Source organism: Indolivaga macrotermitis (assembly GCF_900128985.1).
GTDB classification, from domain to species: Bacteria; Bacteroidota; Bacteroidia; order Bacteroidales; family Dysgonomonadaceae; genus Dysgonomonas_A; species Dysgonomonas_A macrotermitis.
Genome location: NZ_FQUC01000008.1, coordinates 125,554 through 146,750, shown reverse-complemented (window position 1 = coordinate 146,750; position 21,197 = coordinate 125,554). Strand labels below are relative to the sequence as shown.

Annotated in this window: 19 protein-coding genes; 9 read left to right on the top strand and 10 right to left on the bottom strand. The window is 39.7% G+C overall.

The features are described 5' to 3' along the window. Window positions 1-8 precede the first annotated feature (8 nt). From BUC12_RS11990 to BUC12_RS11975, 4 genes are all read right to left on the bottom strand, one after another. Complete coding sequence (locus tag BUC12_RS11990) at window positions 9-1,373, bottom strand: tyrosine-type recombinase/integrase (RefSeq protein WP_062177970.1); 1,365 nt, start codon at window positions 1,371-1,373, stop codon at window positions 9-11. A gap of 158 nt (window positions 1,374-1,531) precedes the next feature. Beyond that, entirely contained in the window at window positions 1,532-1,753 is a 222-nt protein-coding gene (locus tag BUC12_RS11985; protein ID WP_026626020.1) for a DUF2795 domain-containing protein, read from the bottom strand. Window positions 1,754-1,829: 76 nt separating this feature from the next. Beyond that, entirely contained in the window at window positions 1,830-2,390 is a 561-nt protein-coding gene (locus BUC12_RS11980; protein ID WP_062178394.1) for a cob(I)yrinic acid a,c-diamide adenosyltransferase, read from the bottom strand. An 11-nt stretch (window positions 2,391-2,401) separates the two neighbouring features. After that, window positions 2,402-3,085 carry an O-methyltransferase gene (locus BUC12_RS11975; RefSeq protein ID WP_062177973.1) on the bottom strand — a complete coding sequence of 228 codons (684 nt, stop codon included), beginning with the start codon at window positions 3,083-3,085 and terminating at the stop codon, window positions 2,402-2,404. A gap of 225 nt (window positions 3,086-3,310) precedes the next feature. On the opposite strand from BUC12_RS11975, the gene BUC12_RS11970 reads away from it, so the two are divergent. From BUC12_RS11970 to floA, 3 genes are read left to right on the top strand one after another with little or no spacing between them, the layout of a single operon-like run. Next, window positions 3,311-4,732: a tetratricopeptide repeat protein gene (locus BUC12_RS11970; RefSeq protein ID WP_062178397.1), complete on the top strand. Its 1,422-nt coding sequence runs from the start codon at window positions 3,311-3,313 to the stop codon at window positions 4,730-4,732. A gap of 6 nt (window positions 4,733-4,738) precedes the next feature. Beyond that, a complete protein-coding gene (locus BUC12_RS11965) occupies window positions 4,739-5,230 on the top strand; it encodes an NfeD family protein (protein ID WP_062177976.1) in 492 nt (163 codons plus the stop codon). Between the two features lie 25 nt (window positions 5,231-5,255). Further along, window positions 5,256-6,245: a flotillin-like protein FloA gene (gene floA, locus BUC12_RS11960; RefSeq protein ID WP_062177978.1), complete on the top strand. Its 990-nt coding sequence runs from the start codon at window positions 5,256-5,258 to the stop codon at window positions 6,243-6,245. A gap of 55 nt (window positions 6,246-6,300) precedes the next feature. Here floA and BUC12_RS11955 read toward each other — a convergent pair whose 3' ends face one another. The 6 genes from BUC12_RS11955 to BUC12_RS11930 all read right to left on the bottom strand — a co-directional run bounded on the left by BUC12_RS11955 (window position 6,301) and on the right by BUC12_RS11930 (window position 14,105). Further along, a complete protein-coding gene (locus BUC12_RS11955) occupies window positions 6,301-7,200 on the bottom strand; it encodes a hypothetical protein (protein ID WP_062177982.1) in 900 nt (299 codons plus the stop codon). Window positions 7,201-7,378: 178 nt separating this feature from the next. Continuing rightward, the gene (locus BUC12_RS11950; RefSeq protein ID WP_062177985.1) at window positions 7,379-7,903 is read right to left on the bottom strand and encodes an NUDIX hydrolase; all 525 of its coding nucleotides are present in this window, start codon (window positions 7,901-7,903) and stop codon (window positions 7,379-7,381) included. Beyond that, window positions 7,900-9,975 carry a DNA topoisomerase 3 gene (locus tag BUC12_RS11945; RefSeq protein WP_062177988.1) on the bottom strand — a complete coding sequence of 692 codons (2,076 nt, stop codon included), beginning with the start codon at window positions 9,973-9,975 and terminating at the stop codon, window positions 7,900-7,902. Before BUC12_RS11945 ends, BUC12_RS11950 begins: the two co-directional genes overlap by 4 nt. Window positions 9,976-10,078: 103 nt before the next feature. Further along, window positions 10,079-10,897, bottom strand: coding sequence for a 3-methyl-2-oxobutanoate hydroxymethyltransferase (gene panB / locus BUC12_RS11940; RefSeq protein WP_062177992.1), 819 nt, complete (start codon window positions 10,895-10,897; stop codon window positions 10,079-10,081). Window positions 10,898-11,120: 223 nt separating this feature from the next. After that, window positions 11,121-12,644: an OmpP1/FadL family transporter gene (locus BUC12_RS11935; protein WP_062177996.1), complete on the bottom strand. Its 1,524-nt coding sequence runs from the start codon at window positions 12,642-12,644 to the stop codon at window positions 11,121-11,123. A 111-nt stretch (window positions 12,645-12,755) separates the two neighbouring features. Beyond that, window positions 12,756-14,105 (bottom strand): hypothetical protein, encoded by a 1,350-nt coding sequence (locus BUC12_RS11930; protein WP_062177999.1) that lies wholly within the window; start codon window positions 14,103-14,105, stop codon window positions 12,756-12,758. A 364-nt stretch (window positions 14,106-14,469) separates the two neighbouring features. Between BUC12_RS11930 and prmA the strand changes: the two genes are divergently transcribed. The 6 genes from prmA (at window position 14,470) to lpxA (ending at window position 21,178) form a co-directional block, all read left to right on the top strand. Then, complete coding sequence (prmA, locus tag BUC12_RS11925) at window positions 14,470-15,312, top strand: 50S ribosomal protein L11 methyltransferase (RefSeq protein ID WP_062178003.1); 843 nt, start codon at window positions 14,470-14,472, stop codon at window positions 15,310-15,312. 145 nt (window positions 15,313-15,457) lie between these two features. Then, complete coding sequence (gene purD / locus BUC12_RS11920) at window positions 15,458-16,729, top strand: phosphoribosylamine--glycine ligase (protein WP_062178006.1); 1,272 nt, start codon at window positions 15,458-15,460, stop codon at window positions 16,727-16,729. A 49-nt stretch (window positions 16,730-16,778) separates the two neighbouring features. Further along, on the top strand, window positions 16,779-17,774 hold the full coding sequence (locus tag BUC12_RS11915; RefSeq protein WP_062178010.1) for a hypothetical protein: 996 nt from the start codon (window positions 16,779-16,781) through the stop codon (window positions 17,772-17,774). A gap of 118 nt (window positions 17,775-17,892) precedes the next feature. Next, window positions 17,893-18,939: a UDP-3-O-(3-hydroxymyristoyl)glucosamine N-acyltransferase gene (gene lpxD / locus BUC12_RS11910; RefSeq protein WP_062178014.1), complete on the top strand. Its 1,047-nt coding sequence runs from the start codon at window positions 17,893-17,895 to the stop codon at window positions 18,937-18,939. 59 nt (window positions 18,940-18,998) lie between these two features. After that, entirely contained in the window at window positions 18,999-20,384 is a 1,386-nt protein-coding gene (locus BUC12_RS11905; RefSeq protein WP_062178017.1) for a bifunctional UDP-3-O-[3-hydroxymyristoyl] N-acetylglucosamine deacetylase/3-hydroxyacyl-ACP dehydratase, read from the top strand. An 11-nt stretch (window positions 20,385-20,395) separates the two neighbouring features. Continuing rightward, window positions 20,396-21,178: an acyl-ACP--UDP-N-acetylglucosamine O-acyltransferase gene (lpxA, locus tag BUC12_RS11900; RefSeq protein WP_062178020.1), complete on the top strand. Its 783-nt coding sequence runs from the start codon at window positions 20,396-20,398 to the stop codon at window positions 21,176-21,178. Window positions 21,179-21,197: the final 19 nt, after the last annotated feature.

Genomic DNA, 21,197 nt, shown 5'->3' with positions numbered 1-21,197 from the left:
TATGTTGGTTAATATCCATCAGGAAGGAAGTTGAAATCGAGTTTGGTTTCAACTTCTTCTTTTATAGTGGTAGGTAGAAATTCTGCATAGACTTTTTCAGTAACCATAATACTACCATGCCCTAATAATAAACTCAATTTATGCAAACTCACATCTCTGTTGATTGCCAAAACTGCATACGTGTGTCTGCCCTTGTGCATAGTCAAAGTAAAAGGTAAGTCCATCTTCTTACCCACGACCTTTAATGATTGAAGAATAGTTCGATTTTTTCCACCTATTGTGTCTTTCAAAAGCTTATCATTATTAAGGTCGAAGTTATCGGGCAATAGACCAAATACATATACATTGTGATTATAAGTAATTTTCCACTTCTCAAGTATTTTTAAAGATGGTGATGTCAGTGGTATGGATAAAGATTTTCGTCCCTTTATTATAATTTTGTTTTTAATATCTCTTGTTTCAAAATCAATCTGAGACCATTTTAGGGTAACAATATCTGAGATTCTTAATCCTGTGTGTACTGAAAAAAGGAACATATCTAAAATTTCTCTTGTCCTCTCATTATTTAATGTTGGGTATATCTCTAACAATATTTGAAGTTGCTCTTCTGTCAAATACTTCACATCGTCATCCTCTTTGTCAACAGAATCATTTTCTTCGGGCAAATAGCTTTTTGAGATTAAGTAAACCATTTCTGCACTTGCAAGACCTTTGATAGAGGCTAATTCCAATGTTTCTTTAATAGGAAACAGAGCTTTGTTTATGGTTACAGGTTTATTTCCTTTTTCTTGTTTCCATTTTATAAATCCATTGATTAAATCAATGTCAATTTCATTGCACTTTATAATATCTTCTTTGGTTTCCTGCTTTACAAATCTTTGAAACATATTGATTTGGCAAAGGTTATTCTCATACTTACTAATACCTATTTTGTTTTGAGAATAATTAGTTTCCTGTAACTGTTTCGCCATAGCAAAAAACTCATCATTTTCAATCTTTCCAAGTGTTGATAATGGTTTTCGTTGAACAATGGCTCGCAATATATCAATAGTTAATCTTCGTTTTGTATTACCTCTTGTATTATCTAAATAATCAATAATATCCTTATCAATACCATTTTTCAATTTAGCTAATTGAGCATTGATACGATTGTAATTCGCAACAGTACCTTTTACTTTTTGGTTTTTACCATCCCATTCTGTTGATGCAAATTTATATTCAGTAGTAGTTTTGGCAAATTTCCTATTGAGTGTATATTCTAAATATAAAGTGAATTTACACTTGCATTTTTTCTTGTCTGTGCATTCGCATTTCGTTTGGTCTGTACGAAGTTTAAACTTTCCTGTCGGTCTATCAGCTTTTCTTCTACCCATTACTATGTATTTTTTTAGGAATATCACCCTTTTTAGGGTTGCATTTAGGGTAACAAATATAGTAAAAAAGGGTATAAAAAAGAGATTAGAGTAATTATTTGTTACCCTAATCTCTTGTATATCTGCTTTATTTTAAAGCATTTTACAACTTTTTGTTTCTAATATTCGTCCTCGTTAAAGAAAAAGTCTTCTTTGCTGGGATAGTCAGGCCAGATATCTTCGATTGTATCAAATATTTCGCCTTCGTCTTCAAGCTCCTGAAGGTTTTCGATAACTTCTAACGGTGCACCTGAGCGTTGAGCATAATCAATCAACTCGTCCTTTGTTGCAGGCCATGGTGCATCTTCTAATTTCGATGCTAATTCTAGAGTCCAGTACATATTGATATATTTTTTAATTGTTTTTCCTTATTATTTTCTAATTTTTTTATTTTCGGCAAAAATAACCTATTATTCTTTACAAACAAGTAGTATCCCAGAATATTTCTTTTCCATCCTTATTACACTCCCTGCGGGCTACTATAAAAAAGTAGTCCGACAAGCGGTTTACGAACTTCATAATGTTATCTTCTACCGGATATTCTGCCTTTACCTTATAGATACATCTTTCGGCTCTCCGTGCTACGGTACGGCAGATATGTGCCCGGGCTGCGGCTTCGCTGCCACCGGGTAATACAAACTGTCTTAAGCGTGGAAGTTCGCTGTCTATACGATCCATTTCCGATTCGAGAAGCTTAATATTATCTTCTGTAATGATACTGGCTGCTTTAGGTGCTATTGCTTCTGTCTCCGTTGCAAGATAGGATCCGACCGTGAATAATTTGTGTTGGATGAAGGATAACACTTTAAGGGTTTCTTCGTCTTTTATCTGGCAGATGAGTAGGCCTACAAATGAGTTTAGCTCATCTATAGTTCCGTAGGCATCTAATCTTACGTGCGATTTAGGTACGCGTGTTCCTCCAACGAGTGCTGTTGTTCCTTTATCACCTGTTTTTGTATAAACTAAACTTTTTTTCATATCGATAACCTTCAAAAACTGAGTTTATAATTGCGCTTATAATATTTAGAGTCGAAGAACAATAATCCCATATGAAATAAGTCCATTGAGACTTTCACTTCTTCACTGTTTATTAGTCTTTTCCATAACATCTGATGTTTCCTATTTGTTCGGATACCGTCTACTATAATAAAACTATTTTCTCCGGTGACCGAAAATAAGTATTTGACCAGTTGTTCATGATTGGCTGTATAGTCTCTTAAATTGAGTAATATACAATCTTGAACCTCATTTACAATAGGAAATTGATCGTTGGTAAATTTAATTGATCGCGGCCATTTTGAATAGATATGTTTTGCTAATTGTTCTTTCTCCTGATTAGTCCCTACACTGATGCATGTACCTTGAGAAGAAGCAACTGTGAGATACAGTGTGTTTATACCATAGCCGCAGCCCAATTCTAAGATACTTTTCGGTTTAAAATGATTTACCGTTTTAAATAAAAGTCTTTCGAATTTACTTTCATTAAAAGATATTTCAGGAAAAAGTTCAAGATAGCTCTTTATATCTTCATATGCATAATAGGGAGTTTTCTCCTCGATGCACTTAGTAATATAGCTAAAAACGAAGGGTGAATGTATCCCATGCCCCTTATGATGCCTCACTTTGTATAAAATGCGTACACCGGTTCGCGATAGTTTATATATTCTTGGCATAGATCCCCTTTAGTTTAAGAAAATACAAAAATATAATCTTCCTGATAAAATCAAAATTATAGATGCTACGAAGATGTAATTATTTTCAATATAAGAGAATGTATTGTCCTTTTGCTTAAGAAACCAATAAAAAGGTCTGAGATATTAATTAGTTACCTCAGATAAATACCATTAGCATATTATTTTTTATCTTTGGTTATTGACTGTAGAATTAAGATGTATTTTATGAAATATTTGAGTCTGATTATTATACTATTTTGTCTGGCGTTGACATCTGTAGCCCAAAATGCTAAGGAGCTGGCACAAGCTAAACTGGACTATAAAAACGGAGTTTTCGAAAAAGCATTGCCTGTGTTCGAAAGAGAATATAATGCGAAGCCAACCGATCCCTCACTGAACTTGTGGTATGGAGTATGTCTGGTCGAGACCCGTGGTGATTTGGCTAAGGCTGAAGAGTGCCTTGTTGTTGCTTCAAAGCGAAATCTGCCCGAATCGTATCTGTATTTGGGTGGTTTGTATATTGACCAGTATAGGGTAGGTGAAGCCGAACAATTGTTTGCCCGTTATGCAAAGGCGCGCCCCCGGGAAAAGGAAACTACATTAGCCCCTTATACAGCAGCATTGGAGAAAATGCAGCGTGCAATATCCCGAACCGAAGATATACAGATAATAGATAGCCTGATTGTAGATAAAAGGAACTTTCTGTCTGCATACAAGCTGTCTCCGCAGTCCGGGACACTCAGCCTGTTTAACGATATGTTTGAATCGAAACAGGCAGTTGAGTCGACAGTCTATATGAATGAGAAAGGCACAAAAATATATTACGGACAATTGGTTAAGAATGAGTTTTCGCTCTTCTCAATGGAGAAACTCCTTTCGGGATATGGAAATGAAAAGTCTTTGTCTGCCGATAATTTTGGTTTGACAGGTGATGTAAATTATCCTTTTGTATTGACAGATGGTTCTACTATCTATTTTGCAGCTAAGGACGATAACGGCTTGGGAGGATATGATATATATGTGACCCGCTATAACTTCAATAATGATTCGTATTTGGCTCCTGAAATGCTGAATATGCCTTTCAATTCTCCTGCAAATGATTATCTTTACGTATTCGATGAAGAAAAGGGAGTGGGGTGGTTTGCTACAGACCGTTTTCAACCCGAAGGAAAGGTATGTATATATACCTTTATACCTAACGAAGAAGTTACTTTGGTCGAAAGTGAAGACAATGGATATATTGAGAATAGGGCACGTATTACATCTATCAAGGCATCATGGAAGTCAGGAAAAGATTATCGGGCGATAAGGGATAAAGCCAGAAAAGAAATAGCAAAAGTTGAGAAGAAAACCGTAGACTTTACTTTTGTTATTAACGATGATCACGTCTATCATACCAGTGCTGACTTTAAAAGCAATAATGCCCGGAGTTTGTTTGCTAATCTCCAATCGAAATACAAAGCTTTGGAAGATCTGAACAATGATCTTGAACGCAGGCGTACTGCTTACAGGGAGGCTCAATCGACTAAACGCAGTGATTTGTCTTTAGTTATCATTGATCTGGAGACTTCTCAGGAACAATTGATGAGGGATATAGAAGACCTGGAAGTCAGGGTAAGAAATGAAGAAATAAAAGTATTGAAATAATAAAATATGACAGTAGAGATCATTATTATTGTTTGTTTGATTCTGGTAGGAGTAGCTTTACTTCTGGCAGAAATATTCTTGTTGCCGGGAATAACCGTTGCCGGAATAGCCGGAGGGGTAATGATGGTTGGCAGCATTGTGTATGCTTTTTATTATGTAGGGCCTACCACCGGATATATAACTATTGCGGCGAATATAGTCATTGGGGTCGGTGCTTTTATATTTGTAATCAAATCGAATGCTTTAGATCATATTGCATTGAAAACGGATATAGAATCAGTCGTTGAACAACCTGAAATACAGAAGCTGTCTGTAGGGCAGAAAGGTATTGCCTTATCCCGGTTAAATCCGATAGGGAAAGTAGAGTTTAATGATGAGTCGACAGTTGAAGCCAAATCTGTCACCGGAGAGTTTATTGATGCCGGAGAATGGGTTGAGATAGTCCATATTGATAAATCAAGTGTGCTTGTAAAGATAAGTGCAACAGACCAAGTATAAATATTAACTTAAACCTGAATAAATTATGCCGATTTTAATTGCCGCGATTGCGGTCTTGGCAGTCATTTTACTGCTGATATTCTTTTATTATGTTCCATTCTTTTTGTGGATTAATGCTATTTCGGCAGGAGTACGTGTCTCGCTGATCCAGTTGTTCCTGATGCGTATTCGTAGGGTTCCCCCACGTACTATTGTAACAGCAATGATCGAAGCTCATAAGGCCGGACTTAAGTCTATAACAAGAGATGAACTTGAAGCTCACTATCTGGCCGGCGGTCATGTAGAGAAAGTAGTACATGCTCTGGTATCTGCATCAAAGGCAAATATCGATTTGTCGTTTCAGATGGCTACAGCTATCGACTTAGCAGGTCGTGATGTTTTCAATGCGGTACAGATGTCGGTTAATCCAAAGGTAATCGATACCCCTCCTGTAACAGCAGTTGCAAAAGATGGTATTCAGCTTATAGCGAAAGCCCGTGTAACCGTTCGCGCTAATATCAAGCAGTTGGTCGGTGGTGCCGGAGAAGAAACTATCCTGGCTCGTGTAGGTGAAGGTATAGTATCGTCTATCGGTTCGTCAGATAGCCATAAGTCGGTACTCGAAAATCCCGATTCTATTTCTAAGCTCGTACTACGCAAAGGTTTGGATGCCGGTACTGCATTCGAGATCTTGTCTATTGATATTGCCGATATTGATATAGGTAAGAACATCGGTGCTGTGCTTCAGATAGATCAGGCGCAAGCTGACAAGAATATTGCTCAGGCAAGAGCCGAAGAGCGTCGTTCTATGGCAGTTGCCCTTGAACAGGAAATGAAAGCGAAAGCTCAGGAGGCACGTGCGAAGGTTATCGAAGCTGAAGCAGAAATACCTAAAGCTATGGCCGAAGCGCTACGCAGCGGTAATCTGGGTGTAATGGATTATTACAAAATGCAGAATATACAGGCAGATACTGAAATGCGTGACTCAATTGCCCGTCCTTCGGGAAGTGGTGGCGCTAAAACCGATAAAAAGTAAAGTTCGTCCTTGTAACGAAAATATTAAAAGGCTGTCCTCACCGGACAGCCTTTTCTTATATCAGACTGAAAGTTCCTTCATTAGGGTAGAGTAGTTTATACTCTTCGGTTTTCTCGTCAGCATAGGCTATTTTAAGGTCATTGAACAGGAATCCTTCTTCGTCCAATGCTTCTATTATGGTTTCTGTAGCTATGGCTTTGTCTATTACATAGCAAAAGAATGTCGCAATCCCGTTTTCCGTATCTCCCCCGTCGCAATGTCCGTTACCGGTCCAGCCGAGGCAATTGTTGAGAATTCCTTCTATGGACTCTATATCTTCGCTTATAGCTGTCTTGGAAGTCCCTGATTTTACCGGATACTGCAGGATAAGCTCTGTAGACAGGATATCTGAGATATAACCCAGATCCTGATACGTTTTAATGGCTTTAGCCATTGCTATTCGTGGAGGCAGAAACTCACTATCCTTATCCGGTTCTGTAAAGCTTTCGGTTTCTCCTATCTCACCAAGGATACCTTCGTGAGTGGTGAGTGTATTATCTTCGTCGATCCATACTTCGAAGTAATGTATAGCGCCATCAAAAGTCTTGTATAGCTTGACCATATCGCAGTCCGATTCTTCTTTGAAGGAGGAAGTATCATCAGTCCACTTTCTGAGGTCAGGGAGCCTGCAATCGCTGTAATAATCATCAAATACAGCTAATACCTCTTCGGCGGTGGAATAAAGATTACTATAATGTTTAAAATCATCGTCAGACCCGAAGATCAGGCGTGTTTCTACCTTATATAACCCTTTGTGTATAATAACCTGAAGGTATATACTGTTTTCGATGGGTTTCTTGGGTTCGAGTATGATGTAGCAATCTTCGTCTTCTTTTAGATTAAAGATTACCTGCTTAAGGATATCCCTGTCGTGTTTGCGGACTGAGTCGCCGTTTTCAATCAGTTTAAATTGCATATATCTTTCGTTACAGGTGTTTACAAAAAGGTGACATTGCTGTGTACTTTGTTACTTTAGTGTCACTTTATATGTGTTTGATATTTAGGTTTATATCTGTTTTAAAGTGACAAAAGTGACACTGTTTTTGTATTTATATTATATCTATTGGACTGTTGCTTTTTTATATAGATAAATATTATTGAAACTTTTTTTGTAATGTATCGACTCCTTCATGTAAGAAATGCTTGAAGTCGAGTTCAAAATTAGGTGTGAATATATTCTTACCCAGATTACCGGAAATTTCGTCTATAGTCCAGAAACGTCCTTCCGAAACTTCGTTCATATCGGCTTGAGGCTGTTTGTCGGTAATAGTGAAGAAACAATAAGTCAGTTCCCTTTCCCTGTCAGTTTCTATTATATATTTCTGAATGTATTGTATTGATATGTTTTGTAAACCTATCTCCTCGCGTGCTTCACGTTTAGCGGCTATTTCGGGTGTCTCTCCCAGATCGATGTGCCCACCTACCGACGAGTCCCATTTGCCGGGCTGTATATCTTTCGTAGCAGACCTTTTCTGTAAGAATAACTCTCCTTTGCTGTTGAATACGTGCAGGTGTATGACCGGATGAAGTAGCATCGATCCACTATGGCATTCTTTACGGGTTGCCTGTCCGATAACTGTTCCGTTTTCATCTACCAGAGGAAATATTTCGTCTGTCATTGTCTTTCTTTTAAATATTTATCCAGTTCGTCGTTGCTCAGATTCTCTACTGTTCCATCAAAAGGTAAGCGGAAGGTACATCCGGCTTTCCATTCCGAACAACCGTAAGCGGTTTTACCTTTCAGAAGTTTTCCTTTTTGGCAAAGCGGACAAATTACATCTTTGTCAGTTTTGGGTGAAGATTCTTTTGTTTTTTTCTCTTTGGTATCTTCTTTTTTCTTTCTTGGAGACGATTTTTTAGCCGGCTTTTTCTCAGGTTCTTTTATTTCTTCTATCTCGATAGATTTTTGTGACCAGTCATTTCTGACATTAGTGACTACCTGTATCAACATCTGCTTCAATTCATCGATAAATACACGTGTATCGTATTGATTCCGTTCGATCTGTCTCAGTTTATTTTCCCAGATTCCGGTTAGTTCTGCTGATTTAAGTAGTTCTTCCTGAATGGTTTGTATTAGCTGTACACCTGTAATAGTCGCAAACAGGTTCTTTTTTTCTTTGCGGATGTAATTCCGCTTAAATAAGGTTTCTATAATAGCTGCACGGGTAGACGGACGCCCGATACCATTTTCTTTTAAAGCATCTCTCAATTCTTCATTGTCGACAAGCTTTCCGGCGGTTTCCATCGCACGAAGTAAGGTTGCTTCGGTATAATATTTAGGAGGGGTAGTCCACTTTTCGTTTAACGAAGGTTCGTGAGGTCCTGTTTCTCCTTTTTGAAAATCGGGAAGAATATTTTCTTCCTCTTTATTATTATTTTCATCGTCCGCCTGATTATTAGCTGCTTGCTTATCGAAAACGACACGCCAACCGGGTTCGAGTATCTGCTTGCCTGTTACTTTAAATTCAACTTTGGCAGCTTCGCCCAATACGGTTGTTGTCGAAACTTTACAATTCGGATAGAATACGGCGATAAAACGGCGGGTAATCATATCATATACCTTCCGTTCATTTTCGCTCATGGCAGTAGCTCTTACGCCTGTGGGGATAATGGCGTGGTGGTCTGTGACCTTACTGTTATCGAATACCTTTTTCGATTTCTTTATTTTACTCGCTAAAACCGGCTCTACTAATGCTTCATATCCATACAGGCCTTTTAATGTTGCCGGTACTTTCGGAAATATATCATCGCTGAGGAAAGTAGTATCCACGCGGGGATAAGTTGTAAGCTTTTTCTCGTACAGCGATTGAATCGTTTTCAACGTATCTTCTGCCGAGAAGGCGAACTTTTTGTTGCACTCTACTTGTAAAGAGGTCAGGTCAAATAATCGGGGAGGGTATTCCTCTCCGTTTTTAGTCGTAACATCTGTCACTTCGAAAAGGCTTCCCTGTATTTCTTCGAGAAACTTATTACCTTCTTCTACCGTGGTGAAACGTCCTTTTGTTGCAGAAAAGGTAGTATCACGGTATATGGTCTTTAATTCCCAGTAGGGTTCAGGCTTGAAGTTTTCAATTTCCAGCTGGCGGTTCACTATAAGTGCAAGGGTAGGAGTTTGTACCCGCCCGATAGAAAGTACAGATTTGTTTTGACCATATTTAACGGTGTAAAGTCGTGTCGCATTCATTCCGAGCAACCAGTCTCCGATAGCTCGCGACAATCCTGCCTCGTACAGTTTGTCAAATTCTTTTTGGTCTCTAAGTTTTTGAAATCCTTCGCGGATAGCATCCTCTGTAAGCGACGAAATCCACAGCCGCTTAACCGGGCATTTACACAGCGCTTTTTGCATTACCCACCGTTGTATAAGTTCCCCTTCCTGTCCGGCATCACCGCAGTTTATAACTTCATCGGCGCTGGCGATCAGTTTTTCTATTACCCCGAATTGCCTGATTACTCCATCGTTTTCTAGTAGCTTAATACCAAAACGGGGAGGGATCATCGGAAGAACATCCAATGACCAGCGTTTCCATTGGGAATAGTATTCGTGAGGCTCTTTGAGGGTGCAGAAGTGCCCGAATGTCCATGTCACCTGATAACCATTACCTTCGAAGTAGCCATCCTTCTTAGAACTGGCTCCTAATACATTGGCTATTTCACGTGCAACACTGGGTTTCTCTGCAATACAAACTTTCATCTCTTTGTTTAAAGTAACAGCAAATATTTAATGATACGTTGTCTTTGGAATTTAACTGGTTATTACTCTCGTATTTACCAAGATAATAAAAAGGCCTGAGACCTTAATAACTTTCTTTTTCATTGGGGAAGTCGCTTGTTTTTACATCCTTGATGTAATTCTGAACGGCTTCTGTCATTACTGTATGAAGATCGGCATAACGGCGAAGGAATTTAGGGGAGAATCCCTTATTTATTCCCAGCATATCGTGTATAACGAGTACCTGCCCGTCTACTTCGCCTCCGGCTCCGATACCTATAATAGGTATATTAACGGCTTTGGCTGCCTGTCCTGCTAATTTTGCGGGTATTTTCTCCAGTACTATACCAAAACAACCGACAGCTTCGAGAAGTTTAACATCGTCAAGAAGTTTTTGGGCTTCGTCTTCATCCTTAGCTCTGACTGCATATGTGCCGTACTTATTTATCGATTGTGGCATTAGTCCGAGGTGACCCATAACAGGGATACCTGCGTCGATAATTTTCTTAATGTCTTCTATAATTTCCTTGCCACCTTCTATTTTCAGTGCATCTGCGCCTGTTTCTTTCATTATGCGAATGGCTGATTCCAGTGATTGTGTCGGATTTCCGGAGCAGGTACCAAACGGCATATCCACTGCGACTAAAGCCCGTTTTACTCCATTTACAACCGAGCGTCCGTGATAAATCATTTGATCTAATGTCATAGGTAAGGTTGTCATATTCCCCGCCATCACATTAGAGGCCGAGTCTCCCACCAGAACTACATCCATTCCGGCTTGATCTACGATTGAGGCCATAGAAAAATCATATGATGTAAGCATCGATATCTTTTCGCCCCGTTGTTTCATTTCCAGTAGCCGGTGTGTGGTTACTTTACGATTATCTTCTGTGTAAGTTGACATGATAGTTTAATATATAAGTAACTGTAAATAATTAATAATCTATTTCGGAATTATAACTAATTTATTGTTGTTTAGTCAGCAAACAATAAATCAGACTGAGACCTGAAATGAATAGGCAAAGGTATAAAAAGCAAGTGGAATAATCTTGAAAAAACAAGAAAGCTGTACTATCCCGAAGGATTTAGTACAGCTTTCTTATTATAAACTTACTATTTGCTAGTTATCAGAAACGGCAGCCTAAAGTTAGCAGACCTGTAAATTCGCTGGTTTTCAACGAACCTCTGTCCGAATCCTCGAAGCTATATATGTTATCTTTTCTGTTCTTGATAACGAAAGCGATATCAGTATAGAAATTTCTTGTAAACTGGTATCCCAATCCCCATGTAAAGTAGTTAGCATCGCCTACAAGAGTGTAGTGAGTTACAGTACCTGCTGTTACAGGAACGATATTTCCGTCTTTCACTTCTTTCTCGTATGGGCTTTGTTGCCACATGTAACCGATACGTCCCGAGAATTCAGGAGTGAAAAGTACTTCAGCTCCAACTCTTATGGTAGAGGAGTTTTTGAAGTCTTCTTTAATGAATCCGTTTTCATTAGAATATGCATTACCATTTCTGTCGGCAAGGTGCATTCTGCCGTAACCGGTCAACTCATAATCGGCACTGATAGTAGCGTATCTGCCGATAACCCCTGCTAAACTGAATACCCATTTGTCCGGAGTACGGAATTTATAGTCGGTATTGGTGTTGCCAACTTCATTCCATGTGTCGATATAAGTATCAGATATAGTACTTTCCATAGCTGCAGAATAATAGTCTGTCATTTCGTACCATGTTGGAGAGTGGTAAGCTACGCCGATGCGTAATTCTTTTACAGGTTTAAAGATAAGTCCTGCTTTTACCTGCCATCCTGTACCTTCGGTCTTGAGGTAGTTGTCCAGAAAATATTCACCTAAATGAGTATCTCCACTATACATGTTTTCACTGTAAGTCGATGTCATATGATAGTTGATGTCGGTTACCGAAACAGTAATACCGGCGCTCAACACATCAGCAAAGGTTGTACCTACATTGAAATCATAGGTGTCGACAGATCCTTTTTCGCGAATATTCAGATTGTTATCAAGGCTGGGATCCGATTTTCCTGCCAATATTGATTGGTAGTTATTCTGAGAGCCCGTAATGATTCCCGAGTTATAACCAAGAGCCGGCATCCACAGGTCAGAATATCTGAAAGGTTTAGATGCTAAAGCTAAGTCCGAAGCAGGAACATTGGCGTTATTCGCAAGGTCGGCAATGTAATCGGTCATTGATGCCCCTACATAGTCGCCCTGCATAGAAATTTTACGGTCGAACGATTTAAGACGGTTATATGAAAAACCGAAGTTAATCAAAGGTACAACATCGCTGTTGATAGGAACTACCCCAACGAAAGCCAAGTTATCGAAACTGAATTTGAATTTACTTTCATCTACAGAAGTACCTGTCAAATTAGTTTTAGTCGAATTATTGGTGAAGTTAAGTGTAGTTACTACTTCCGATGATTTGTATACACCTATACCGGCAGGGTTAATGCTTATGGCAGAAATGTCTCCACCGAGAGCCCCCATAGCTCCCCCCATCCCGATCGAACGGGCTGTTCCTTTCAAATCGTTATATGATAGGTTAAATGCATCCAGCTCGCCTTGGGCAAATGCGCCGGCAACTACGGATGAGAAAACTAATGCTAGGGTAAAAATTCGTTTCATATTGTCTATTATAAAAGTATGGTAAGTATTTATAAGGACTGACCTTTTTATTAAAAAGGAAAGTTGCTTTATAAAGTCTACAAAGCAACTTCCGTATACTTTAGCTGGGTTTTATCTGCGGCTGCTGCTACGGCTGCCACCGCCTCCTCCGCCTGAGGATGATCTACTGCTGCTGCCGCCACCGCCGTAAGAAGAACTACTGCCGGATGATGAACGTCCGCTGCTGTAAGACGATGATCTGCCTGAATCATACGATCTGGTGCTGGAAGAACGGTTCACGTTGCTTGAGCTTGATGAAGAACTTCCGCTATTGTATGTTCTGCTGGATGATCTTGTACTACTGTTTGTCGGTGTGCCCGAACTTCTTGTTCCCGAAGTCGAAGAAGTACGTCCGTTTGTAGTAATACGTCCGGTGTTAGCATCGTATGTTGCATTGCGGTTTACTTGTGTACGTCCTGTGGTCGAAGATGTACGACCGCTGGTATTATACGTTGGTCTTGTACTTATGCCGGATTCTCTTGTCGAAGATGTACGTCCGGTAGTTGTACCATTATTGTTACTGTATCTTCCGGTTGATGTCCGGTCTGTACTGTAACGGCTGGTCGACCGCACATTGCTGCTGCTGTAACGTCCGTTGGTTGTACGTCCGCTTGCTGTACGTGACGCAGTCGAGTTGTAGCGGCTGTTAGATGTTCTGCCACTATTGTATGTTCCTCTGTTAGAAGACGCAGAGTATCTGCCGTTGCTGGGTCTCGAGTACCTGTTGTTGCTCGATCTTCCGTGATAGTAGTTGTTTCCGTAGTACACAGGGCGTGAATACCATGGGTCGTACCATCCGCCGGACCAACCCCAGCCTCCGCCCCAGCCCCAATTCCAGCCGGCATACCATCCGCCACCCCAGCCCCAGTAGGGTCTGCTGTACCAAGAGTAGTATCCGGGGTAGTACCATGAGTCCCAATACCATGGATCGTACCATCCACCATACCATCCGCCCCAACCGAAGCGATAGCTGGTGTTCCATCCTCGTGAATAATAATAATCGCTGTACAGGTCGTCTACAACATATACATTAATATCATTATCGCTTGTGATAGTAACGCTGTTTGCCGGATTGTGATATTTTACAATACGGTCGGTGTATTCGTATTCGGCTTCATCGTCGGTATATGCCAACGTGTCATTCGTGGTGTTATATACATTTACGTCTCCGCCTCTACGGTTGTAGGCATCCACATCTACATTTACGTTACCGTTGGTGTAGATATCCATGCCGCTATTGCTATTATTGGGCACGATAACTTCGTTCGAATATCTGTTTGTATTCGAGCTGGCAGGTGCTACTTTCTGAGTTTTGGTTGTTTCTTTTTGGGGAGACGATCCGTATATGTCATCATTCCGGCCTTGAGCAAAACTCACCAGTGGCAATAATGCAGTTAATATTAGTACTTTACTTTTCTTCATTGTTTTATCTCCTCTCCTTATGTTGATTGAATAGTGCTTTTTTATACTTATTATTTAGACTGTAAATAGTGATTAAAGGTTTAATCTTAAATAAACTAAAAAACTTTAATGTCACTAATCTCTTTATTATAGAGATGCAAAAACTATGCAATTGTTGCTTTGTTGCATATTCTACCGGGTTAAAAAATGTATAAAAACCTGTTTCTTTATGTTTTATATTTGTATTCTTAATATATAACAAAATTAAGATGTGAAAGTTAAGAAAAAAAAGCAAACAGTTATAGACTAAAATGTGAAAACCTGTGAGAATAGTCGAAAATGAAGTTAAAAAGTGTACTTTTGCTCGATAAATTATAATATTTAGATGAATTACATTGAAGTAGATATTGTTTGTACTCCCAATAACGAGACCATATCGGAAGTACTTTCCGCGACTTTGGGCGAAATAGGATTCGAAAGTTTTGTCGATACCGATACCGGAGTAAAAGGCTATATTCAGAAACAACTGTTCGATAAAGAAGCTTTGGATAGTTTGCTGTCGGATTTTCCGTTGGAAGCGGCTTTTGATTACCGGGTGCACGAAGTGGAAGATAAAAACTGGAATGAAGAGTGGGAAAAGAATTATTTTCAGCCGTTGATTATCGATGACAGGTGTATCATACAAAGTACATTCCATAATGTGCCTGCGACTTTCGAATACAATATATATATCGATCCGAAAATGGCTTTTGGTACAGGACATCACCAGACTACAGAGTTGATGATCCGCGAAATACTGAATGCCGATTTCTCGGGAAAATCGTTGCTGGATATGGGATGCGGTACAGCTATTTTGGCTATATTGGCTTCCATGAGGGGAGCAGATCCTATCACGGCGATAGATATTGATGAGTGGGCTTATGATAATGCGAAAGAAAACCTAAGCCTCAATAAGATTTCGAATATCGAATTGAAAATCGGTGGTGCTGAACTGTTGAGTGCGAACGAAACCTTTGATGTTATATTAGCGAATATCAACCGTAATATCTTGTTAAATGATATCCATGCATATGTATCTGTGCTGAATAGTGGAGGTGAGTTGTATATGAGTGGTTTTTATATCGAAGACATTCCCGTAATACAGGCAGAGTCCGAAAAATACGGCCTTTCATTCGACCATTTTAAAGAAAAGAACAATTGGGTTGCTGTTAAATTTACGAAGAATTGATCGTAGCAACTATGTGAAAATATTACAGCTTTCCGTTATGATGAGGAAGGCTGTTTTTTTTATATGCGATTTCTCTGTGGAGGAAGCGTTTTAAAACAATGAAGATTATTAACTTTACAGGCTTAACCTGTAACCCAATTGCCCTATGAATATTTTATTATTAGGAAACGGCGGCCGAGAACATGCCTTGGCTTGGAAAATAAAGCAAAGCGTAAAAGTGAAAAACCTTTTCGTTGCACCCGGTAATGCCGGAACCGGATTGATTGCAGAAAATGTGAATATTGCTGCAACAGATTTTCCTGCAATAAAAAGATTCGCTTTGGAGAAGAAGATCGATATGGTTGTGGTAGGGCCTGAAGATCCTTTGGTGAAGGGTGTATATGATAGTTTTATCCAAGACCCCCAAACCACACATATTCCGGTAATAGGCCCTTCGATGGAAGGCGCGCAACTTGAAGGGAGTAAGGATTTTGCGAAGCAGTTTATGATAAGGCACAATATTCCTACTGCCCGGTATAAAAGCTTTTCGGCTAAAGAGCTGGATGATGCATGTCGTTTCCTTGAGGAGTTGTCTCATCCTTATGTCTTAAAGGCCGATGGATTGGCTGCCGGTAAAGGTGTGGTCATAGTTGATGATCTGGATTTAGCTAAAACGGAATTGAAAGCGATGTTCGATGGACGTTTTGGTGATGCCGGAGCCCGTGTTGTGATTGAAGAGTTTCTGTCGGGGATCGAATGTTCGGTATTCGTAATGACTGACGGAGATTCGTATAAGATACTTCCTGTCGCAAAAGATTATAAGCGGATAGGTGAAGGCGATACCGGTTCTAATACCGGAGGAATGGGTGCTGTATCTCCCGTTTCATTTGCTGATACTGAATTTATGGAAAAGGTTGAAGACAGGATTATCATTCCTACAGTAGAAGGGCTGAAGAAAGATAATATCGATTATAAAGGATTTATATTTATAGGACTCATTTCGGTAGGCAATGAGCCGATGGTAATAGAATACAATGCCCGTATGGGAGACCCTGAAACCGAAGTGGTGATGCTCCGTATTAAATCGGACTTTGTAGACTTGCTCGAAGGGGTTGCAAATAAATCTCTGAACAGAAAATTTCTGGAGATCGACGAACGGTATGCAACTACCGTAATGTTGGTTTCGGGCGGATATCCCGGTGATTACGAAAAGGGAAAGCCTATAGCAGGATTAAGTGACGTGAGAGACAGCATTGTTTTCCATGCAGGAACAACAGTCAGCAGCGGAGCTGTTGTTACTAATGGTGGACGGGTATTGGCCGTTAGTTCTTACGGACAGTCTAAAGACGAGGCATTGGCCCGGTCTTTTAAGAATGCCAGCCTGATCTCGTTTGCCGGTAAAAACTACCGGAAAGATATTGGTTACGATCTGAAATGAGACCCCGGTCTTATTTGTTGTTAGAAAGAATTTTCTTTAAAAAGAAATAATGGATATAGTTAAATCATTCAGAAGAGGTATGATTGAAAATAAAAATCTGATTTTTATTTCAATCATACTTTCTTGTCTTTTGCGTTTGGGTTTTATACTACTATCCGCAGATTATGTACCTCAATACGCCGGGGGGGGGTATTTATGGGATGGGGTAGCTTCTATATTATTGTCCGAAAAGATAGTCTCGGCCATAGTTAGCTTGCTGTTTACTATCGGGCTGGCATTTTATCTGAATCAGCTTAATGCCCGTTATGCATTAATCCGTACACGTACTTATATTGTTCCGGTAGTGACGATGCTGATATTCAGCCTTCATCCTGCATTTGTATCCATGACGCCACAATATATAGGAGGCTTATCGGTAGCTATGTCCGGTTATATACTATTAAGTACATATCAGGATGTGAAATCTTCGGGAAAAGCATATTCCATAGGATTTGTTCTGGCTGTAGGCAGTCTTTTTTCTTTCTATACCCTCATGTATTTACCTTTGTTTATACTGGGTTTGAGAATGATGAGATGTCTTACTTTTAAATCCTTTGTGGCTATAATATTAGGAGTGCTGTCTATCTACTGGCTGGCCTTTTTTGCTTTTCTTGCACAAGGTGACCTGGATGGGTTTGCGGCTCCTTTCCGGTCTTTATACCCTATATTGAATTTATCGTTCAATTGGTCAGATTTGGATGAATTATATTATCTGGTTCCGGCAATATTGCTTAGCTTACTTTTATTTTTCAATTATCAGGCAAATTCATTTCATGACAAAATACAGATCAGGGCAAATATGCTGTTTTTCTATGTCTGTTTTGGATTTTCTTTACTTTCCTATATTTTTATTCTGTATGATTCAGGGCTCAATTTGTATATTACAGTAATGAGTGGGGCATTGCTATTATCTCACTTTTTATCTTTAGCCCACGAAAAATGGAAAGTTATGCTTTTTTATTTACTCGTATTGTTGTGTGTGGCGATTTATATTTACAATTTGTAAAATGTCAATAAAGGCTATATTAATGGTCTAAAGCACAATTTCGTCTAAAAAATATACATTATTGAAAAATTATTCCTTATTTCGCAATCTAAATCTTTAAATATTCCGATATTTATATATGCAACTTTCTTTTACTGCTCAGCAAATTGCACACGTGTTGGAAGGAACCGTCGAAGGTGATCCAAATGTCGCTGTAAGCAATTTTTCTAAAATAGAGGAAGGAAAGCGGGGAACTCTTACTTTTCTTGCTAATCCAAAATACACTCATTATATATACGATACCGAGGCTAGTATTGTTCTGGTGAATTCTGATTTCGTAGCAGAGAAACCTGTCAATGCAACATTGGTTCGGGTACAGAATGCTTATGCTTCATTAGCTGTTTTGCTGGATATGGTCGAAAAGGCTAAACCTCAGAAAGTAGGAATAGAAGCTATGAGTTATATTGCCGATACTGCTACTCTCGGAGAGAAAACGTATGTAGGCGCTTTTGCCTATATAGGAGGGTATTCGTCTATTGGTAACAATACAAAAATATATCCGCAAGTATATATCGGTGAAGGCTGTAAGATCGGAGAAAACGTTATCTTATATCCCGGAGTGAAGATATATGCCGGATGCGAAATCGGTAATAATTGTATTATTCATGCAGGAGCAGTAATCGGATCGGATGGATTTGGTTTTGCACCTGAGGACGGTGTATATAAGAAGATTCCCCAAATGGGTATCGTCATAATTGAAGACGATGTAGAGATAGGGGCGAATACAACGATAGACAGGGCGGTGATGGATGCCACTATCATACGGAAAGGCGTGAAACTCGATAACCTTATTCAGGTTGCTCATAATGTGGAAATTGGCTCTAATACTGTTATGGCTGCACAAGTGGGTATTTCGGGCTCTACCAAGATCGGAGAAAGTTGTGTTATCGGAGGTCAGGTTGGCTTCGGAGGACATATAACTATCGGAAACAAAGCCAGTATCGGTGCCCAGTCGGGTATAATCAGCAACATAAAAGAAGGAGCGCAGATAATCGGTGCTCCGGCTATTCCGGTGAAAGACTTTTTCAGGTCGAGTGTCGTATTCCCTAAATTACCGGATATGTACCGCCAGATGGCTCAGCTTGAGAAAGAAATAAAAGAATTGAAAGATAAACTGAATAAATAAAAAAATAGGATGAGCAATATTTCCGGTGTCAGCGGAATATTTGCTTAAGAAAATCAGACATGGAAAAGCAGAAAACGCTAAAGGATAGTTTTACACTAAAAGGTAAAGGCTTACATACAGGCCTGCCTATAACAATTACATTTAATCCCGCACCCGAAAATCATGGTTATAAAATAAAGCGAGTTGACCTCGAAGACCAGCCTGTTATCGATGCTTTGGCAGAGAATGTAGGAGCTACACAGAGAGGTACGGTTTTGATGAAAGGGGATGTACATGTAAGTACAGTGGAACATGCTATGGCGGCATTGTATGCTTTACAGGTTGATAATTGCCTGATTGAGGTGAATGCACCTGAGTTTCCGATTTTAGACGGTAGTGCCCTCGAATATGTTCGTGAAATAAATAGAGTAGGGTTGGTCGAGCAGAATGCTGACCGTGACTTCTTTATTGTACGTAGGAAGATAGAGGTAAAAGACGAAGAAACCGGTTCTAAACTGATACTTCTTCCGGATGAGAATTTCTGTGTGAATTCTTTCATTGAATTCGAATCTACATTTATCCCGAATCAATCTGCGACATTGGATGATCTTTCTGATTTCGAGAAAGATATTGCAAGCAGCCGTACTTTTGTATTTGTAAGGGAAATTCAGAAATTGCTGGAAGCCGGATTAATAAAAGGCGGTGATCTGGACAATGCTATTGTGATTTATGAGCGTCAGATTTCGCAAGAGGAATTAGATAAATTAGGAGACTTGCTAGGGGTGCCTCATAAAAATGCCTCGGAGCCGGGATATCTTAATCATAAGCCTTTGCAATATCCGAATGAGCCGGCACGTCACAAGTTACTTGATATTATCGGAGATATGGCCCTGATAGGTAAGCCTATTAAAGGACGCGTAATCGGAACCCGTCCCGGACATAAGATTAATAACCAATTGGCTCGTGTTGTCCGTAAGCAAATAAAGCAAAATGATGTACAGCCTCCTATTTATGATGTAAATAAAGAGCCTGTTTTAGATATTAATAAGATTAAAGACTTGCTGCCACACCGGTATCCTTTTCTGATGGTAGACAAAATCATAGAAATAGGACAGTCGCATGTTGTAGGGGTTAAAAATATAACAGTGAATGAACCGTTCTTCATGGGGCATTTCCCTCAGGAACCGGTTATGCCCGGAGTTTTGCAGGTCGAGGCTATGGCACAGGTAGGAGGGCTTCTGGTTTTGTCCAGTGTAGAAGAGCCGGAAAGATATTCTACCTATTTTCTGAAGATCGATAATGTAAAGTTCCGCCAGAAAGTTATTCCGGGCGACACTTTGATATTCCGTTTGGATATGATATCAGAGATTAGGAGGGGTATCGCAATTATGAAAGGCTATGCCTTTGTTGGCGAAAAGGTAGTGTCGGAAGCCGAGTTCACTGCTCAAATTGTAAAGAATAAATAATCAAGATACGCATGTCAGATATATCACCGAATGCATTTGTTCATCCGAATGCCAAATTAGGAAAAGATGTTATTATTGAACCATTTTCGTATATCGATGATAATACAGAGATTGGCGATGGGACACATATAATGTCGGGGGCTAATATCCGTTACGGAGCCCGTATCGGAAAGTATTGTGTAATACATCCCGGAGCTGTAGTTGCAGGAGTTCCGCAGGACTTAAAGTTTAAAGGAGAAGATTCACTTGCTATTATTGGTGACAATACTATTATCAGAGAGTGTGCTACTATCAGCAGAGGCACAAGCTCTAAAGGGACAACCAGAGTAGGCAGCTACTGCTTGCTTATGGCTTATAGCCATGTTGCCCACGACTGCGTACTGAAAGACCATATCATCCTGGGCAATGCAACTCAGTTGGCCGGAGAAGTAGAGGTTGACGATTTTGCTATACTCAGTGGTGGAACTCTGGTGCATCAGTTTACCCGAATCGGTAAACATGTAATGATACAGGGTGGTACCCGTTTAGGAAAAGATATTCCTCCCTTTGTAATTGCAGGAAGAGAGCCTGTTACTTATGCGGGGATCAATCTGGTAGGGCTTCGGCGCCGTAATTTTTCGAATGACCGTATCAACCAGATACAGGAAATTTACAGATTGCTTTATCAGTCGGGATTGAATTTTTCGGACGCTGTCGTTAAAATTGAACAAGAGTTTGAACGTACTCCGGAAATGGAAATGATTGTTGATTTTGTTAAATCTTCACCCAGAGGTATTGTCAGAGGATATCTGTAATTCCTATAAAGACATATAA

Excerpts from the sequence above, each read along its gene's own strand:
- BUC12_RS11990 (WP_062177970.1), bottom strand. The coding sequence starts at position 1,373 with ATGGGTAGAAGAAAAGCTGATAGACCGACAGGAAAGTTTAAACTTCGT.
- BUC12_RS11985 (WP_026626020.1), bottom strand. The coding sequence starts at position 1,753 with ATGTACTGGACTCTAGAATTAGCATCGAAATTAGAAGATGCACCATGG.
- BUC12_RS11980 (WP_062178394.1), bottom strand. The coding sequence starts at position 2,390 with ATGAAAAAAAGTTTAGTTTATACAAAAACAGGTGATAAAGGAACAACA.
- BUC12_RS11975 (WP_062177973.1), bottom strand. The coding sequence starts at position 3,085 with ATGCCAAGAATATATAAACTATCGCGAACCGGTGTACGCATTTTATAC.
- BUC12_RS11970 (WP_062178397.1), top strand. The coding sequence starts at position 3,311 with ATGAAATATTTGAGTCTGATTATTATACTATTTTGTCTGGCGTTGACA.
- BUC12_RS11965 (WP_062177976.1), top strand. The coding sequence starts at position 4,739 with ATGACAGTAGAGATCATTATTATTGTTTGTTTGATTCTGGTAGGAGTA.
- floA (WP_062177978.1), top strand. The coding sequence starts at position 5,256 with ATGCCGATTTTAATTGCCGCGATTGCGGTCTTGGCAGTCATTTTACTG.
- BUC12_RS11955 (WP_062177982.1), bottom strand. The coding sequence starts at position 7,200 with ATGCAATTTAAACTGATTGAAAACGGCGACTCAGTCCGCAAACACGAC.
- BUC12_RS11950 (WP_062177985.1), bottom strand. The coding sequence starts at position 7,903 with ATGACAGACGAAATATTTCCTCTGGTAGATGAAAACGGAACAGTTATC.
- BUC12_RS11945 (WP_062177988.1), bottom strand. The coding sequence starts at position 9,975 with ATGAAAGTTTGTATTGCAGAGAAACCCAGTGTTGCACGTGAAATAGCC.
- panB (WP_062177992.1), bottom strand. The coding sequence starts at position 10,897 with ATGTCAACTTACACAGAAGATAATCGTAAAGTAACCACACACCGGCTA.
- BUC12_RS11935 (WP_062177996.1), bottom strand. The coding sequence starts at position 12,644 with ATGAAACGAATTTTTACCCTAGCATTAGTTTTCTCATCCGTAGTTGCC.
- BUC12_RS11930 (WP_062177999.1), bottom strand. The coding sequence starts at position 14,105 with ATGAAGAAAAGTAAAGTACTAATATTAACTGCATTATTGCCACTGGTG.
- prmA (WP_062178003.1), top strand. The coding sequence starts at position 14,470 with ATGAATTACATTGAAGTAGATATTGTTTGTACTCCCAATAACGAGACC.
- purD (WP_062178006.1), top strand. The coding sequence starts at position 15,458 with ATGAATATTTTATTATTAGGAAACGGCGGCCGAGAACATGCCTTGGCT.
- BUC12_RS11915 (WP_062178010.1), top strand. The coding sequence starts at position 16,779 with ATGGATATAGTTAAATCATTCAGAAGAGGTATGATTGAAAATAAAAAT.
- lpxD (WP_062178014.1), top strand. The coding sequence starts at position 17,893 with ATGCAACTTTCTTTTACTGCTCAGCAAATTGCACACGTGTTGGAAGGA.
- BUC12_RS11905 (WP_062178017.1), top strand. The coding sequence starts at position 18,999 with ATGGAAAAGCAGAAAACGCTAAAGGATAGTTTTACACTAAAAGGTAAA.
- lpxA (WP_062178020.1), top strand. The coding sequence starts at position 20,396 with ATGTCAGATATATCACCGAATGCATTTGTTCATCCGAATGCCAAATTA.